The sequence below is a fragment of the Micromonospora sp. NPDC005173 genome, assembly GCF_040608515.1.
Taxonomy (GTDB): domain Bacteria; phylum Actinomycetota; class Actinomycetes; order Mycobacteriales; family Micromonosporaceae; genus Micromonospora.
In genome coordinates this window covers 53,505-69,162 of record NZ_JBEXIK010000018.1, presented here as the reverse complement: position 1 = coordinate 69,162, position 15,658 = coordinate 53,505, and the positions used below count along the sequence as shown (strand labels likewise).

Sequence of the window (15,658 nt, the reverse complement as noted above, 5' to 3'; positions counted from 1 at the left end):
AGCACCGCCTGACCCGGCTCTGGCGCGCGTCGAGGGCGCTCCATGCAAACGGAGCGCCCTCGTCGGGAGTGCGAAGGCGCGGGGGTACGGGTCAGTCCCGCGGGCCACCGGCGACGTAGATGACCTGGCCGGAGACGAACCCCGCTCCCTCGCTGGCCAGGAACGAGATGGTGTGCGCGACGTCCTCCGGCCGGCCCGGGCGGCGTACCGGGATCTCGGCGGCGGCGTGCTTCTGGAAGTCGTCGAAGTCGACCTTCATGCGGGCGGCGGTGGCCGCGGTCATGTCGGTGACGATGAAGCCGGGCGCGACCGCGTTGACGGTCACCCCGAACGGACCCAGCTCGATGGCGAGCGTCTTGGTGAAGCCCTGGAGGCCGGCCTTGGCGGCGGCGTAGTTCGCCTGGCCCCGGTTACCCAACGCGGAGGTGCTGGACAGGTTGACGATCCGCCCCCACTTGCGGTCCACCATGTGCTTCTGGGCCGCCTGGCTGAACAGGAACGCGCCGCGCAGGTGCACGCCCATGACCGTGTCCCAGTCGGCGCTGGTCATCTTGAACAGCAGGTTGTCGCGGAGCACGCCGGCGTTGTTCACCAGCACGGTGGGCGCGCCCAGCCCGGCGGCCACCCGTTCCACGGCCGCCTCGACCTGTGCCCGGTCGGACACGTCGGCGCCCACACCGAGCGCCCGGCCGCCGGCACCGGCGATGGCGTCCACCGTCTCCTTGGTCGCCGCCTCCTCGATGTCGACCACGGCGACAGCCATCCCGTCGGCGGCCAACCGCCGGGCGGTGGCCGCGCCGATACCGCGCGCGGCTCCGGTGACGATGGCGACGCGGGGCTCCTCCGACATGATTACCTCCCGGTAACGTGGGGTCGATCGAAGGAGCTTAGCGTCAGCAGGCCAGGCCCCGGCAGAGGCGGATCCAGCGGTAGCCGTGGCCGGAGAGCTTGACCGCACCGAGCTTGCCCAACTCGCCGTAGCCACGGTCGGTGAGCACGTCGATCGGCAGGTCGGCCTCCGCCTCCAGGCTGCTCAGGTCCACCTCGACGTCGTCGGTGCCCAGGTTGTGCAGGAAGACCATGGTCCCGGTCCGCCCGTCCGCCCGGTGCGCCAGCACTCCGGCCGGCATCGGCACGTCGATGTGGGTGGTCGAGCCGGAGCCGATCTCCGGCGCCTCGCGCAGCGTCCCGATCATGCGCTCGAACCAGGCGAGCAGCGACTTCGAGTCGCCCCGCTGAGCCGTGACGTTGACCTTCTGGTAGCCGAACTCACCCTTGTCGATCACGGGACGGACCAGCTTCTCCGGGTCCGCCGTGGAGAAGCCGGCGTTCGGCTGGTACGACCACTGCATCGGGGTACGGATCGCCTCCCGACCGGGCAGCGACAGGTCCTCGCCCATCCCGATCTCCTCGCCGTAGCGCAGCACCGGAGTGCCGCGCAGCGAGAACTGCAGGGCGTACGCCAGCTCGATGCGACGCCGGTCGTTGCCGAGCATCGGGGCGAGCCGGCGGCGGATGCCCCGGTCGTAGATGCGCATGTTCTCGTCCGGGCCGAACTCCGCGTACACCTGGTTGCGCTGTTCGGTGGTGAGCCGGGACAGGTCGATCTCGTCGTGGTTGCGCAGGAAGGTCGCCCACTGGCCGCCGACGGGCAGCTTCGGAGTGTCCCGCAGCGCTTCGATCAGCGCCTCCGGGTCCTGCCGGGCCAGGGCCAGGATGAGACGGCCGTTGAGCATGAAGTCGAAGAGCATGTGGATCCGGTTGCCGGAGCCGCCGGCGTCGCCGAAGAACGTGGGCAACTGGTCCGGCTCGACGTTCGCCTCGGCCAGCAGGACGGCGTCGGGGCGCCGCCACTGCACGTGCTGGCGCAGCTCGGTGAGGAACTCGAAGTCCTTCGGCGAGTTCGGGTTGCCCGGCTCGGTCAGCTCGATGATGAACGGCACCGCGTCCATCCGGAAGCCGGAGACACCGAGCTGGAGCCAGAACGACATGATCTTCTTGATCTCCGCCCGGACCTCCGGATTGGCGAAGTTCAGGTCCGGCTGGAACTTGTAGAACCGGTGGTAGAACCACGCCTTGGCGGTGCGGTCGTAGCTCCAGGTCTCGTTCTGCTCGCCGGGGAAGACCATGCCCTGGTGCCGGTCGTCCGGCTCTGTGTCGGACCAGACGAACCAGTCGCGGTACGGCGAGTCCGGCGAGGAGCGGGCGGACTGGAACCACGGGTGCTCGTCGGAGGTGTGGTTGACCACCAGGTCGATGATCACGCGGATGCCCCGGTTCTGCGCCTGGTGCAGCAGCTCGGCGAAGTCGCCGAGAGTGCCGAAGCGCGGGTCCACGTTGTAGAAGTCGGTGGCGTCGTAGCCGTCGTCGCGGTTGGGCGACGGGTGGATCGGGTGCAGCCACAGGCACGTCACCCCCAGCCGGGCCAGGTAGTCCAGCCGGCCGATCAGCCCGCGGATGTCACCGACCCCGTCGCCGTCGGAGTCGGCGTACGTGTCGATGTCGAGGCAGTAGACGACGGCTTCGGAGTACCAACGGTCACCCATGCCGGAAGAACTTCTCCGGTTGATCATCGCGGCAAACCCGCCCCGGCCGGTGGCGGACCGCGGTCGGCTCTTTCCGGCCGGTACGGTGCCGGTCATGGAGATCGACCTCGTACCGCCGAGCCAACCGTTGGACTGGGCCCGGGGCGGTTGGCTGCACCAGCCGGTCCGCGCCGAGGAGGGCCCGGCGGGTGAGCTGGTCGTCGAACCGGCGGCGGAGAGCGACTTCTGGCGGCGGACCAGCTACGGGTTCGTGCACGACAACGGCCCCGCCCTGCTGGCCCCGCTGCCGGTCGGCAGCGCCATGGAGGTGAGCTTCCGGCTCGACCTCAGCGGGCAGTTCGACCAGGCCGGCGCGCTGGTCCGGGTGGACGAACGCACCTGGGTCAAGGCCGGCGTCGAGCTGAGCGACGGCGAGTTCCAGCTCGGTGCGGTGGTGACCCGGGAGTTCTCCGACTGGTCGGTTGCGCCGGTGCCGGAGTGGGCGGGCCGGGAGGTGACCGTCCGGGTCAGCCGCGCCGGCAACGCACTGACCGTCCGGGCCCGGGCCGACGGCGAGCCGTGGCGACTGGTCCGGCTCGCCCCGCTGGACCCGGCGGTCGAGGCCATGGCCGGCCCGTTCTGCTGCTCTCCGGTCCGCGCCGGCCTGACTGTGGTGTTCACCGGTTGGCGGCAGGGACCGGCCGACACCGCGCTGCACCCGGAGCACTGACCGCCAGGACATGGTGGCCCGGCTCACCGGCAGGTGTGCCCCTCGGCCGACGGGGTATGACCATCCGATCCCCGGCAGCCGACACGGAAGGACGATCATGGCGCTCGCCCAGAATGTCGACCCGTCCAAGTTCACTGGGTTGACCGGCTGGGTGGCCAGCGTCATCGAGAGCATGGGGCCGGTCGGTGTGGCGCTGCTGGTGGCGCTGGAGAGCATCATCCCGCCTATCCCCAGCGAAATCGTGCTGGCGCTGGCCGGCTACCTGGCCAGCGAGGGCCGGTTCAATGTGGTGCTCGTGGTGCTGGCGGCGACGGTCGGCTCGCTGGTCGGCGCGCTGGTGCTCTACTGGCTCGGCGCGGCGCTGGGCGAGGAGCGGCTCAAGCGCTGGCTGGACCGTATCCCGCTGGTGGATCGTGACGACCTGGAGAAGGCCGACCGCTGGTTCGAGCGGCACGGCCGCTGGGCGGTGCTGATCGGCCGGGTGGTGCCGGTGGTCCGCAGCCTCGTCTCCGTGCCGGCCGGGGCGAACCGGATGCCGCTGGGCGAGTTCATCCTGCTCACCACGATCGGCAGCGGGGTGTGGAACTCCCTCATCGTCGGAGCCGGCTACGCGCTCGGCAGCCGTTGGCAGGACGTCGAGCGGTACAGCGACTGGTTCAACTACGGGATCGTCGCGATCTTCGTCGTCATGGTGGTTTGGTGGGTGATTCGCAAGATGCGCCGACGCCGGACGCGCGACGACCGGCGGTCGGTGACCGCCGGTCGCTGATCCCGCGTCGCCGCTCAGCCCAACCCGGATGGACGCCGACCGGTCAGGGCAGGGTGTCCAGGTGCGGCGCCACCGCGCGGGCGAAGCCGTTGCCGTTGCTGACGTCCCAGTTCACCGACCAGGTCATCGCGCCACGGATGCCGGGGTAGGTGCGCGGCGGCCGGAAGCTGCCGCAGTTGGTGCCCCGGGCCAAACAGTCCAGCGCGGCGTTGACCACGCTGGGCGCGACGATGCCGCCACCGGCCGCGCCCGGTCCGGCGGGCAGGCCGAGGCCGACCTGGTCGGGGCGAAGTCCGGCCTCCAGTTGGATGCAGGCCAGCGCGACGATGAAGTTCACCGTGCCCTGGGCGTACGCGGCGTTCTGGTCGCAGCCGAGCATCGCCCCCGAGTTGTAGTACTGGGTGTTGACCACGGTGAGGATGTCCTTGATGTCCAGGGCCAGCTTGAAGTAGCCGCCGGCCGGGGACTGCATGTCGATGGTCTGCGGTGCCATCGCGATGATCAGGCCCGCGCCGACCTTGACCCGCAGTGCGCGCAGCGCCTGTGCCATGTACGTCGGGTTGAGCCCGTTCTCCAGGTCGATGTCGATCCCGTCGAAGCCGTAGCGGGCGATCAGCGCGGCGGCCGTGTCGGCGAACACGGTGGCCGAGGCGGCGTCGTTGACCGTGACCCGGCCGGCCTCGCCACCGACCGAGAGGATCACCCGCTTGCCCCGGTCGTGCAGGGTGCGCACGTCCGCGGTGAAGTCGGCGTCGGTGTAGCCGCCGAGCGCGGCGGACAGCCCGGGGTCGATGCCGAAGGTGAGTGCGCCCGGCGTCGCGGTTGCGTCGGCGAAGGCGACCGCCACCAGGTCGTAGTCAGCGGGGACGTCGCGCAGCCGCAGCTCCACGGCGGGGTTGTCGAAGTTGTGCCAGTAGCCGGTGAGCAGGTGCTTCGGCAGTCCACCGGTGGGCGGTGGGTTCGTCGGGGGCGGCGTGGTCGGTGGCGGGGTGGTCGGCGGTGGCGTGGTCGGTGGCGGGGTGGTGGGCGGGGTGCCTCCACCGCAGGGTGCGCCGTTGAGCTGGCAGCCGGTCGGCGAGCCGGAGCCGCTGGCCAGGAAACCGAAGGAGACCGAGGCACCAGGGGCGATGCTGCCGTTCCAGGACCGGTTGGTGAAGGTGTGCCGCTGGCCGGCGGAGCTGAGCAGCGCGTCCCAGTAGCTGCCGAGGGTGGTGCCGGCCGGCAGGTCGAAGGCGAGGCTCCAACCGTTGATGGTCGAGCCGCCGCCGTTGGTGATGGTGTACTTCCCCTCCCAGCCGGAGCCCCAGTCGGCGGTTTTGACGAAGCTGGCGGTGGCCCCGGCGGCGAACGCCGGCAGCGCGACCCAGGCCGCGCCGAGCGTCGCGACGAGCGCGGTGACCAGGGACAGGACAAGGGATCTGGCAGGTTTCATGCGACCCTCCACGCCCGGGCGGGCATCCATGGACGTCAACGTTGGCGCTAATTATTAAGACAGTTAACTGTTTCTGTCCAGGGGTTGCCGCGGATGTTCGGGCCTCCCGCCGCGCGGCGACGCGACGGGAGACCCGAAAGGCGCCCGCCTCAGCGGCGGAAGGTGAACCAGTTGACGTTGACGAAGTCGTTCGGTTGGCCGCTGGTGAAGGTGAGGTAGACGGCGTGCCGGCCGGTCACCGCGCCGACGTTGCCGGGCACCGAGCGCCAGCTCTGCCAGCCGCCGGTGTTGCCGATCGCGAAGCTGCCGATGGGCGCCGCCGTCGGGCTGTCCAGCCGCACCTCGACCAGGCCACTGACCCCGCCACCCGCGCCGGATGCCACCCGCGCCACGAAGTCCCGCGCCGGCGTGGAGCCGAACTCGACGTTGTCGTAGCGCACCCAGTCGCCGTTACGCAGCGCGCCGATGTTCTGCCCGCCCTCGGCGCACGCCTCGACGAACACTCCGTTCTGCCCGTTGAACGACTCGGCCTCGATCTGCCCGTACGCGTCCCTCGTCCCGCCCGGCGGCGGGGTGGTGGGCGGCGGGGTGGTCCCGCCGCCACGGCGGTACACCGCCACGTAGTCGACCAGCATCGGCCGACCCGGGACGGTCGCCGCGGTGGGCGTGCCGCTGCCGGCCACCCCGTTCGGGAACGCCCCGCCCATAGCCACGTTGAGCAGCAGGAAATAGCCCGCGTGCGAGGTCATCTGCGACCAGGCCGGTTCACCGACCCGACTCTGGGTGACGGTGTGGTAGAGCTGCCCGTCGACGTACCAGCGCAGTTGCTGGGGGGTGATCGAGGCGTCCCACTCGAACCGGTAGGTGTGGAACGCGGACTGGCAGCTGGCGCCCGGGCAGGCCCGGGACGCGCCGATGCCGTTGAACTCGTCGCACGGCCCGCCGGGGGCGACGCCGCAGTGCAGCACGCCCCAGACCGAGTTGATGCCGTTGACGTTCTCCATCACGTCGAACTCGCCGATGCCCGGCCAGTTCTGGTAGTTGCCTCGGTAGGGCGCGCCGAGCGCCCAGAACGCAGGCCAGTAGCCGGCCGCCGCGGCACCGGTGACGTTCGGCATCTGGATCCGGCCCTCAATGGCCAGCACGCCGCCGGCCGGGGCCTTGAAGTCGCTGCGCACGGTTTCGATCCGGGCGGAGGTCCAGCCGCCCCCACCGTCGCGCAGCGGCGTGATCCGCAGGTTGCCGCCGCCGTCGTGGCTGACGTTGGCGGTGCTGGCGGTGTAGTTCTGGATCTCGCCGGTGCCCCAGTTGGCCGGGCCGCCGGGGTAGTTGTGCCCGGTGTCGATGATCCAGTTGGCGGCCGACGGCAGGGCGCCGGCCGCGCCGGTGAAGTCGTCGCTCCAGACCGTGCTCCAGCCGGCGGCGGGGGGCGGAACGGCGGCCTGCGCGGTCACGGTGATGCCGGCCAGGACGGTGGTGGTGGCGACGAGCAGGACGGACGCCAGCCGCAGGCGGCGTCGGACGGGCGGGGCGGCGGTGACCGCCGGAGGAGGTGGCATGGACGTGCCTCTCTGCGGGGACGGGTCGAGAGAGCGCTCTCTCAGAGTTGTACGTCCCACCGTGACAGTTGTCAAGGTCGATCTATGTCGACGCTCGCCGGAGCCGCCTGCGGGCGCCGGAGCACTGCCTGCTCCAGTGCCGACCAGGCGGTCGTGGTCACCAGGTAGATCACCGCCGCGAGCGGCAGCACCAGCGCCACCAGCACTGTCGTGAACGGCAGCAGGGGCAGCAACCGGGCGAGCGTGGCGGCACCCGGCCCTTCGGTGGGCGTACCGGCCACCGTGCCGACCGCCGCCGACGCCCGGCGTGCCCGCCGGGACGACCACCAGGCCAACAGCAGCAGCACGGCCAACAGGATGGCGAAGAGAGGACCGGCCGCGCCGGCAAGTCCGTCGCCGAGATGATGGCCGAGCGGCACCCCGGCCAACCGCTCCTCCAGCAGCCCGGTGCCGCCCTCGGTGCTGCTGAACAACCGGTACAGGACCAGCAGGAACGGTGCCTGGAGCAGCAATGGCAGGCAGCCGGCGATCGGGTTGGCGCCGGCCGAGCGGTACAGGGCGAACACCTCGGCCTGGAGCTTCGCCGGGTCGTCGGCGTACCGCCGCTGCAGGTCGCGCACCTGCGGGGCGAGCGCCGCGCGGCGCCGCTCGCCGCGGACCTGCGCGACGGTAAGCGGCGAGATGAGCAACCGGACGGCGATGGTGAACAGCACGATGGCGGCGGCGGTCGCCATGCCGCCGGCCAGCGGTTCGAGCAGATCGGTGAGCCAGGAAAGCGCGGTGCCGGCGGCGCCGACCGCGCCGTGCAGTGGTGCGAAGGCGAGCATGGGAAACCCCTCGGGTCCGATTCCGGTGGGGTCCTCCCGGCGGCGTTAGCCCGGCGGGAGGACCGGTGACGGCGGGATCGGCCGCGCGGCGGCGTGGCGCTACGCGGCCGAGGGGTGACCGGGCGCGCGGGGGCGGGGCCGACCGGCGGCGTCGGGGTCGACCTGTCGGGGCACCTGGCGACCACGGGAGCGGGCGCGCAGCCCGACCCAGCGTCGCCCGGTGCCCGGCGGGCTCATGCGGCCCAGCACCCGCGCCGCGAGCAGCGCGGCCAGCAGCGCCAGGGTGGTCAACGCGGCACCGGCGAGCAGGTCAGTCGGGCGGTCCGCAAGCAGGGTGACCTGGGCGAACGCGGACATCCACGCGACCCAGACGAACCCCAGCGGCACCGGCACGGGATCAGCCTAGGACCCGGTGTCACGTCGGCGGGCCGGATCGCGGGCCCGGTGTGCGGTCGAGGCGCGTACCCGAATCCAGCGGCCGGCCGACACGCCAGGTGCGACGTGCGACGCGCCGCCACCACGTTTCCCGGCATCGCCACTGTGGGTAACCAAACGACCGACCGACGCGGACGGACCGCGACCGGCAGGAACGGACGGTGGTGTCGATGACCGGCCAGTTGGCGGAGATGCCGCACGAGACGACCGCGGGGACCGAACTGCTGACCGTGGGTGTCGAGGAGGAGTTCCTGCTCGTCGACCCGCACACCGGGGCCGCGGTGCCCGCCGTCGACCTCGTCCTGGAGCAGGTGCCGGCGGAGCTGCGCGGGCAGGTGGAGCGGGAGTTCCAGACCAGCCAGATCGAGATCGGCAGCCCGCCCGGCCTGGAGCTCTCCTCGATCCGGCACTCCCTCGGCGTGCTGCGCCGGGCGCTCGCCGACGCCGCCGAGCGGGCCGGCGTACGGCTGCTGGCCATCGGCACCGGCCCGGTGGACGGCCCGGTGCCGCCGGTGGTGGACAAGCCCCGCTTCGACCGCATGATCGAACGGTTCCGGTTGCTCGTCCCCGGCCCCGGCAACAACGGCATGCACGTACACGTCGGCATCCCCGACCCGGAGACCGGCGTGCAGGTGCTCAACCACGTCCGCCCCTGGCTGCCGATGCTGCACGCGGTGACCACCAACTCCCCGTTCGCCCGGGGCGAGGACACCGGCTACGCCAGCTGGCGCTCGGTGGAGTGGGAGCGCTGGCCGTCGGTGGCGCCGACGCCGTGGCTGGAGTCGCACGAGCACTACCAGCGGCTGATCCGCCAGTTGATCTCCAGCGGGGTGATGCTCGACGAGGGGATGCTCTACTGGTACGCCCGACTGTCGGCGAAGTACCCGACCGTCGAGCTGCGGATCGGCGACGTCTGCCCGTCCGTCGACGACGCGGTGCTGGTCGCCGCGCTGGTCCGGGCCCTGGTGGCCACCGCCATGGCGGACGTCGAGGCCGACCGACCGGCGCTGCAGACCGACCACCACCTGCTGGTCGGCGCGCACTGGCGGGCCGCCCACGACGGCCTGGAGGGCGAGGGCGTCGACGTCACCACCGGCGAGCTGCGCCCCGCCTGGGAGCTGCTGGACCGGTTCGTGGAACGGATGCGACCCGCGCTGGAGCAGCACGACGACTGGGCCGAGGTGACCGACCTGCTGGGCGAGCTGCGCCGGCACGGCACCGGCGCGGCGCGGCAGCGCGCGGTTTTCGCCCGCGCCGGGCGGCTCACCGACGTCGTGCAGGACGTGGCGCGACAGACCCGCGGCTGATCACCGCGTGACAGGATGGTTCCGTGGCGCAAAGACTGATCGTCATCGGTGGGGACGCCGCCGGAATGTCGGCGGCGTCCCAGGCCCGACGCCGCCGTGGCCGCGAGGACCTGGAGATCGTGGTCTTCGAACGGGGGCACTTCACCTCCTACTCGGCATGCGGCATTCCGTACTGGATCAGTGGCCTGGTGCCCGACCCTGAGCAGCTGATCGCCCGGGACCCGCAGACGTTCCGCACCGATTTCGCCATCGACGTGCGGATACGCCACGAGGTGGTCGCGATCGACCTGGAGCGCCGCGAGGTGGTCGCCCGGGACCTGGAGCAGGGCGACGAGGTCCGCGAGCGCTTCGACGAGCTGCTGTACGCCGCCGGCGCGGTGCCGGTGAAGCCGCCGTGGGCGGAGACGGACGTGACCGGCGTGTTCGGCATGCAGACCCTCGACGACGGAGCGGAGCTGCGCGACTGGCTGGACGGCGAGCCGCAGCCGCACCGGGCGGTGGTGATCGGCGGCGGGTACATCGGCGTCGAGATGGCCGAGGCGCTGATCCAGCGCGGCCTCTCCGTCACCCTGGTCGAGCGGGGCGACCAGCCCATGTCGACGGTGGACGGCGACATGGCCGAGCTGGTCGCCGACGCGATGCGCGGCCTGGGCGTCACGATCCGCACCGGCCTGTCCGTGAACGGCCTGGAGCAGCGGGACGGCCGGGTGTCCGCGGTGGTCACCGCCGAGGGGTCGATCCCGACCGACGTCGTGGTCCTGGGTCTGGGCGTACGCCCCAACACCGCGCTCGCCGAGGCGGCCGGGCTGCCGATGGGGCCGACCGGCGGGATCCGGGTGGATCGCAGGATGCGGGTGGTCGGGCTGCCCGGGGTCTGGGCGGCCGGCGACTGCGTGGAGACACTGCACCGGGTCAGCGGGATGCAGGTGCACGTGCCGCTGGGCACACACGCCAACAAGCAGGGCCGGGTGGCCGGGATCAACATCGGCGGCGGGTACGCCACCTTCATGGGCGTGATCGGCACGGCGGTCACCAAGGTCTGCGATCTGGAGGTGGGCCGGACGGGGCTGCGCGAGCGGGACGCCACCGAGGCCGGCTTCGACTTCGTCTCGGTCATCGCCGAGTCGACCAACCGGGCCGGCTACTACCCCGGTGCCCGACCGATGACCGTCAAGCTGATCGCCGAGCGACCCAGCGGGCGGCTGCTCGGCGCGCAGATCGTCGGCTGGTCCGAGGCGGCAAAACGGATCGACACGCTGGCCGTGGCGCTGTGGAACGGCATGACGGTGGACGATATGACGGCGCTCGACCTGGGCTACGCTCCGCCGTACGCGCCGGTATGGGACCCGGTGCTGATCGCCGCCCGAAAAGCGGTCGACGTGCTGGCCGCCGCCAGCCGCTGACCCGCGTCCGCCGTGGAGGACCATCCCGTGACCCAGACCCCGATCCGACCGGCCGCGCGCCGCCGCCCGACGATGGTCGACGTGGCCCGACGCGCCGGGGTCAGCCTGAAGACGGTCTCTCGCGTGGTCAACGACGAGCCGGTGGGTCAGGAGCTGGTCGCCCGGGTGCTGGCCGCCATCACCGAGCTGGGTTTCCGGCGCAACGACATCGCCCGCAATCTGCGCTCCCGGCAGCTCAACGCCACCGTCGGTCTGCTCATCGAGGAGATCGCGAACCCGTTCTACGCCACCATCGCCAGCGTCGCCGCCGACATCGCGGCCGAGCACGGCACCATGCTGATCACCGCCTCCTCCGAGGAGGATCCGGAGCGGGAGCGCGCCCTGCTCCAGGACTTCACCCAGCGCCGCGTCGACGGGCTGCTGGTGGTGCCGGCCGGCCTGGACCACTCGTTCCTGCGCCGCGAGGTCGAGCTGGGCATGCCGGTGGTCTTCCTGGACCGGCCGCCGCAGGGGCTGCTCGCGGACGCCGTACTGCTGGACAACCAGGGCGGCAGCCGGGCCGGGGTCGGCGCGCTGCTGGACGAGGGGCACCGCCGAGTGGGTGTCCTGCTCGGTGCGCCTACCGTGCCCACCATTCGCGAGCGGCTGGCCGGCGTGCGGGCGGCGCTGGCCGCCGCCGGGATCGAGCCCGACGAGTCCTTGGTCCGCGACCGGCTCATCGCACCGGAGGAAGCCGGGCGGGCCGTCGCCGAGCTGCTCGACCTGCCGGACCCGCCCACCGCCTTCTTCTGCGGCAACAACCGCCTCACCGTCGGTGCACTGCAGGAGTTGCACCGGCGAGGCAGCGACGCCGCACTGGCCGGTTTCGACGACTTCGAGCTGGCCCACCTGATGCCCCGGCCGCTGACCGTCGTCGGGTACGACACCCGGGAGCTTGCCCGGGTCGCCACCGAGCGGCTGTTCCAGCGGATCGCCGGCGACAACTCGCCACCGTCAACCACGGTGCTCCCCACCCGGCTGCTGCGCCGAGGCCTGCCCCCACCGACCGCCTGAGGCGCAGCCCCCTCTCCAGCGTCGATCATGGAGTTGTGGTGCCTCGCGTATGCCGCGAACTGCGGTCAAACGCCCACCACAACTCCATGATCGACCCCACAGTCAGGCGCCGAGCAGGGAGTCGAGCTCGGCGCGGCGGGGCGGGTCCGCACCCCGGCGGCCGCAGGTGAGCGCGGCCACTGTTGCGGCCTGGCGGAGCACTGCGGCCCACTGCTCCGCGGTTACCGCGGCGAGCCGGCCGGCCGGTCGGTCACCGAGCGCGTCGAGGTCGGCCAGCGCGGCCAGCAGGCCGCCGGTGAACGCGTCGCCGGCGCCGACGGTGTCGACCACTGTGGTGGGCACCGCCGGCTCCTCGTGCATCGACCCGTCCGGGGCGAGCAGCCAGGCACCGTCCCCGCCCCGGGTCACCACTGCACAACACACCCCGGCCGCACGCCACCCGGCCATCACGTCGGACACCGTCCGGTCCGGGTAGAGCCAGGCCAGGTCCTCGTCGCTGGCCTTGACCAGGTGCGCGAGGCTCACCTGCCGTTCCACCCTCGCCTGCTCCGCCGCCCGGTCGGTGACGATGCCCGGACGCAGGTTGAGGTCGATCGAGACGGTGAGCCCGTCCCGGCGGCGTTCGCGGGCGAGCAGGTCCTCCAGCACCTGCGCGCCGGGCGCCAATGCGAGCGCGAGCGACCCGGTGTGCAGGGCGGTCGCCAACGTCCCGGCCAGTTCGGGCAGCTCCTGCGGCGTCCACTGCCAGTCCGCCGTGCCGATCAACCGGAACTCGTAGCTGGCCTGCCCGGTGGCGTCCAGGGTGGCCACCGCCACCGAGGTGGGCTGCTCGGCGCGGACCGCCCACCCCAGGTCCACCCGGTTGGCGGTCAGGTGTTCGGTGAGCTGCTTGCCGTACCCGTCGGCGCCGAGCCGGGCCAGCAGCCGCACCGGCTGGTCGAGTCGGGCCAGAGTGACCGCCACGTTCGCCGGCGAGCCGCCCGGCACCGCCCGCTCGCCCTCGGCGGAGACCACCAGGTCGATCAGGGCCTCGCCGGCCACCACGATCACGCGGGCACCTCGCCCGGGGCGAGCGGGCCGGGGCCGCCGAGCCCGTCGGCCGAGCGGGACAGCAGAACCGCCTGGTAGGCGTGGTAGACGTCCGGCCGGCCGTGCCAGACCGTGCTGGCGGGCCGGTTCTGCGGATCCAGCTCGTGCCGCCACCCACTGTCGTCGATCAGGTAGCGGCGCGCGTATCCCCAGAACACCCGGTACCAGTCGGCGTAGACCGCGTCCCCGGTGCGCCGGTGCAGGGTGATCGCCGCCCCGATCGCCTCGGCCACCACCCAGTGCATCCGGGAGCGGACCACCGGCCGGTCGTCCCAGTCGATCGTGTAGACGAAGCCGTCGGCGCCGTCGACCGCCCAACCACGTCGCACGGCGGCGGCGAACAGGGCGCGGGCGTCGGTGAGCAGCCAACGCGGCGGCTGCGGCAGGACCGCCTCCAGCTCCAGCAGCAGCCGGGCCCACTCCAGCCAGTGCCCCATGGTGGAGCCGTACGGCCGGAACGGGTCGGCGGGCCGGTCCCGGTTGTAGTCGGGTAGGGGCTCCCAGTCGGCGGTGAAGTGCTCGGGCAGCCGCCAGTCGTGCCGGGCACCCTCCCCGTGCACCAGGTGGGTGCCGATCCGCAGGGCCCGGTCGGTCCAGCTCGGATCGCCGGTGGCGGCGGCCGCGCCGAGGAACGACTCGACCATGTGCATGCTGCTGTTCGCGCCCCGGTAATCCTCGGTGACCGTCCAGTCCCGGTTCCAGGACTCGCGGACCGCTCCGGCCTCGTCGTCCCAGAACCGGTCCCGCACCACGGTCAGCGCGTCGGCGAGCAGCCGGTCCGCGCCGGGCCGTCCGGCGCGCGCCGCGCCGGACGCGGCGAGCAGCACGAACGCGTGGTCGTACCCGGCCTTGCGCTCGTTGGTCGGCGACCCCTGCTGGTCTACGGCGCTGAACCAGCCGCCGTACCGGTCGTCGCGCAGCAGTGTGCTGAGCGCGGCGACTCCGTGGTCGACCAGGGCGGCGGCGTCCGGGTCGCCGTTGCGGTAGGCGATGGCCGACACGTGGGTCATCCGGCAGGTGATCCAGGTGTGCAGCGGCTCGGTGGGGTCCGGAGTGCGGTCGTCGGTCAACCACCAGAAGCCGCCCTCGGGCCGGACCGCGCGGCGGACCGTGTCGAGCAGGGCACGGGCCTGGTCGGCGAGGAACTCTTCGAGGTCGGGCAGTTCGGGCGCCCCGGCCGGGGCGAGGGTCAGTTCGGCGTCAGATCGGGGCACGTCGGTCATCTCAGCTGGTCACCGTCGGGTAGGAAAGGGACATACGGTCAGGATCGGCGGGCGGACCGGGTCCGCGCCGGAAAACCGCCAACGGGACGCCGCGAACCGGCCGGCCGCGTCACGGGAAGGATCATGAGTACGATTCCTCCCATTTGCCCGTTGACATCGTTGTCTCGACCCCCACCCTGCTCCGGCACCCGTCGGCTGTCAATTCCCTGCCACATCACATCGGCACCGCGACGACCCGGGCCAGCCGCGCGGCCGCGGATGCTCCACGATGGCCGGATGGAGCTGCCCGAGGGACTCGACTGGGTACGCGGATCACCCGCCGGCCGGGACTGGCTGGCCACGCTCCCCGGCCGGCTGGCGGAGTGCGCCGAACGGTGGTCGCTGCGACTCGGGCCACCCTTCCGGTACGCCTTCGCCTCGCTGGCGCTCCCCGCCGACCTGCCCGACGGCACAGTGGCCGTGCTGAAGCTCCAGTTCCCGGATGGGGAGAGCCGGCACGAGGCCGACGCGCTGGCCCGGTGGGACGGCGACGGGGCGATCCGGCTGCTCGACCACGACCCGCAGCGGCGGGCGCTGCTGGTGGAGCGCTGCCGGCCCGGGACGGCACTGCACGAGTTGCCCATGGATCGGGCGCTGGACGTGCTGACCGGGCTGCTGCCCCGGCTGTGGCGCCCGGCCGGCACGCCGTTCACCCCACTGGCCGAGGAGGCCGCCGGCTGGATCGACCGGATGCCCCAAGCCTGGGAACGGGCCGGCCGGCCGTACGAGCGGCGGCTGCTCGACGCCGCGCTCGCCCTGCTCGCCGGGCTGGCATCGAGCCAGGGCGAGCAGGTGCTGGTCAACCAGGACCTGCACGCCGGCAACGTGCTCGCCGCCGACCGGGAACCGTGGCTGGTGATCGACCCGAAGCCGCTGACCGGCGAGCGGGAGTTTTCGGTGGTGCCGATGGTGCGCGGCCGGGAGTTGGGCCACTCGCCGGCCGCCGTCCGGCACCGGCTGGACCGGCTCAACGCCGAGTTGGGGCTGGACCGGGAGCGAGTCCGAGGCTGGACCATCGGGCACACGCTGGCCTGGAGCATCGACGGGGACGCGGTGCTTCCGCACCAGCTCGAGGTGGTCCGCTGGCTGCTTGACGAGCAGTGACCGCCCACCGCCCTGTCGAGCTGCCCCATATCTGGTTATCGAGCTGCACCGCGGTTGCGAGCCGCACGCGGTTGCGAGCCGCACGCGGTTGCGAGCCGCACGCGGTTGCGAGCCGCACGCGGTTGCGAGCCGCACGCGGTTGCGAGCCGCACGCGGTTGCGGT

At 72.4% G+C, this 15,658-nt stretch carries 14 protein-coding genes; 6 read left to right on the top strand and 8 right to left on the bottom strand.

From position 1 onward, the window contains the following. Nucleotides 1-91 precede the first annotated feature (91 nt). Both fabG and ABZV00_RS20830 read right to left on the bottom strand, forming a co-directional pair. Entirely contained in the window at nucleotides 92-850 is a 759-nt protein-coding gene (gene fabG, locus ABZV00_RS20835; protein WP_355608620.1) for a 3-oxoacyl-ACP reductase FabG, read from the bottom strand. A 43-nt stretch (nucleotides 851-893) separates the two neighbouring features. After that, nucleotides 894-2,546: an alpha-amylase family protein gene (locus ABZV00_RS20830; protein WP_355608618.1), complete on the bottom strand. Its 1,653-nt coding sequence runs from the start codon at nucleotides 2,544-2,546 to the stop codon at nucleotides 894-896. Nucleotides 2,547-2,640: 94 nt separating this feature from the next. Between ABZV00_RS20830 and ABZV00_RS20825 the strand changes: the two genes are divergently transcribed. Both ABZV00_RS20825 and ABZV00_RS20820 read left to right on the top strand, forming a co-directional pair. Continuing rightward, nucleotides 2,641-3,255: a DUF1349 domain-containing protein gene (locus ABZV00_RS20825; protein WP_355608615.1), complete on the top strand. Its 615-nt coding sequence runs from the start codon at nucleotides 2,641-2,643 to the stop codon at nucleotides 3,253-3,255. Nucleotides 3,256-3,352: 97 nt separating this feature from the next. Then, entirely contained in the window at nucleotides 3,353-4,024 is a 672-nt protein-coding gene (locus ABZV00_RS20820) for a DedA family protein (RefSeq protein WP_328419924.1), read from the top strand. Between the two features lie 43 nt (nucleotides 4,025-4,067). Here the strand turns inward: ABZV00_RS20820 and ABZV00_RS20815 are convergent, their stop codons facing one another. The 4 genes from ABZV00_RS20815 to ABZV00_RS20800 all read right to left on the bottom strand — a co-directional run bounded on the left by ABZV00_RS20815 (nucleotide 4,068) and on the right by ABZV00_RS20800 (nucleotide 8,235). After that, nucleotides 4,068-5,456 carry a cellulose binding domain-containing protein gene (locus ABZV00_RS20815; protein WP_355608612.1) on the bottom strand — a complete coding sequence of 463 codons (1,389 nt, stop codon included), beginning with the start codon at nucleotides 5,454-5,456 and terminating at the stop codon, nucleotides 4,068-4,070. Between the two features lie 149 nt (nucleotides 5,457-5,605). Next, nucleotides 5,606-7,015: a carbohydrate-binding protein gene (locus ABZV00_RS20810; protein ID WP_355608610.1), complete on the bottom strand. Its 1,410-nt coding sequence runs from the start codon at nucleotides 7,013-7,015 to the stop codon at nucleotides 5,606-5,608. A 71-nt stretch (nucleotides 7,016-7,086) separates the two neighbouring features. Then, complete coding sequence (gene yidC / locus ABZV00_RS20805; RefSeq protein ID WP_355608607.1) at nucleotides 7,087-7,842, bottom strand: membrane protein insertase YidC; 756 nt, start codon at nucleotides 7,840-7,842, stop codon at nucleotides 7,087-7,089. Between the two features lie 99 nt (nucleotides 7,843-7,941). Then, nucleotides 7,942-8,235: a DUF6412 domain-containing protein gene (locus ABZV00_RS20800; RefSeq protein WP_355608605.1), complete on the bottom strand. Its 294-nt coding sequence runs from the start codon at nucleotides 8,233-8,235 to the stop codon at nucleotides 7,942-7,944. 212 nt (nucleotides 8,236-8,447) lie between these two features. Between ABZV00_RS20800 and ABZV00_RS20795 the strand changes: the two genes are divergently transcribed. The 3 genes from ABZV00_RS20795 (at nucleotide 8,448) to ABZV00_RS20785 (ending at nucleotide 12,040) form a co-directional block, all read left to right on the top strand. Beyond that, on the top strand, nucleotides 8,448-9,584 hold the full coding sequence (locus tag ABZV00_RS20795) for a glutamate--cysteine ligase (RefSeq protein ID WP_355608602.1): 1,137 nt from the start codon (nucleotides 8,448-8,450) through the stop codon (nucleotides 9,582-9,584). A gap of 23 nt (nucleotides 9,585-9,607) precedes the next feature. Beyond that, nucleotides 9,608-10,987, top strand: coding sequence for an FAD-dependent oxidoreductase (locus ABZV00_RS20790; RefSeq protein WP_355608599.1), 1,380 nt, complete (start codon nucleotides 9,608-9,610; stop codon nucleotides 10,985-10,987). A 72-nt stretch (nucleotides 10,988-11,059) separates the two neighbouring features. Next, the gene (locus ABZV00_RS20785) at nucleotides 11,060-12,040 is read left to right on the top strand and encodes a LacI family DNA-binding transcriptional regulator (RefSeq protein WP_355608725.1); all 981 of its coding nucleotides are present in this window, start codon (nucleotides 11,060-11,062) and stop codon (nucleotides 12,038-12,040) included. A gap of 102 nt (nucleotides 12,041-12,142) precedes the next feature. On the opposite strand, the gene ABZV00_RS20780 is transcribed toward ABZV00_RS20785, so the two are convergent. Next, nucleotides 12,143-13,090 carry a carbohydrate kinase gene (locus tag ABZV00_RS20780; RefSeq protein WP_355608596.1) on the bottom strand — a complete coding sequence of 316 codons (948 nt, stop codon included), beginning with the start codon at nucleotides 13,088-13,090 and terminating at the stop codon, nucleotides 12,143-12,145. Then, nucleotides 13,087-14,352, bottom strand: a complete 1,266-nt coding sequence (locus ABZV00_RS20775) for an AGE family epimerase/isomerase (RefSeq protein ID WP_355608593.1) — start codon at nucleotides 14,350-14,352, stop codon at nucleotides 13,087-13,089. The genes ABZV00_RS20780 and ABZV00_RS20775 overlap by 4 nt, the downstream gene beginning before the upstream one ends. A 276-nt stretch (nucleotides 14,353-14,628) precedes the next feature. On the opposite strand from ABZV00_RS20775, the gene ABZV00_RS20770 reads away from it, so the two are divergent. Continuing rightward, nucleotides 14,629-15,495: an aminoglycoside phosphotransferase family protein gene (locus ABZV00_RS20770; RefSeq protein ID WP_355608590.1), complete on the top strand. Its 867-nt coding sequence runs from the start codon at nucleotides 14,629-14,631 to the stop codon at nucleotides 15,493-15,495. Nucleotides 15,496-15,658 lie beyond the last annotated feature (163 nt).

Coding starts and splice junctions, on each gene's coding strand:
- fabG (WP_355608620.1), bottom strand. CDS start 850: ATGTCGGAGGAGCCCCGCGTCGCCATCGTCACCGGAGCCGCGCGCGGT.
- ABZV00_RS20830 (WP_355608618.1), bottom strand. CDS start 2,546: ATGGGTGACCGTTGGTACTCCGAAGCCGTCGTCTACTGCCTCGACATC.
- ABZV00_RS20825 (WP_355608615.1), top strand. CDS start 2,641: ATGGAGATCGACCTCGTACCGCCGAGCCAACCGTTGGACTGGGCCCGG.
- ABZV00_RS20820 (WP_328419924.1), top strand. CDS start 3,353: ATGGCGCTCGCCCAGAATGTCGACCCGTCCAAGTTCACTGGGTTGACC.
- ABZV00_RS20815 (WP_355608612.1), bottom strand. CDS start 5,456: ATGAAACCTGCCAGATCCCTTGTCCTGTCCCTGGTCACCGCGCTCGTC.
- ABZV00_RS20810 (WP_355608610.1), bottom strand. CDS start 7,015: ATGCCACCTCCTCCGGCGGTCACCGCCGCCCCGCCCGTCCGACGCCGC.
- yidC (WP_355608607.1), bottom strand. CDS start 7,842: ATGCTCGCCTTCGCACCACTGCACGGCGCGGTCGGCGCCGCCGGCACC.
- ABZV00_RS20795 (WP_355608602.1), top strand. CDS start 8,448: ATGACCGGCCAGTTGGCGGAGATGCCGCACGAGACGACCGCGGGGACC.
- ABZV00_RS20785 (WP_355608725.1), top strand. CDS start 11,060: ATGGTCGACGTGGCCCGACGCGCCGGGGTCAGCCTGAAGACGGTCTCT.
- ABZV00_RS20775 (WP_355608593.1), bottom strand. CDS start 14,352: ATGACCGACGTGCCCCGATCTGACGCCGAACTGACCCTCGCCCCGGCC.
- ABZV00_RS20770 (WP_355608590.1), top strand. CDS start 14,629: ATGGAGCTGCCCGAGGGACTCGACTGGGTACGCGGATCACCCGCCGGC.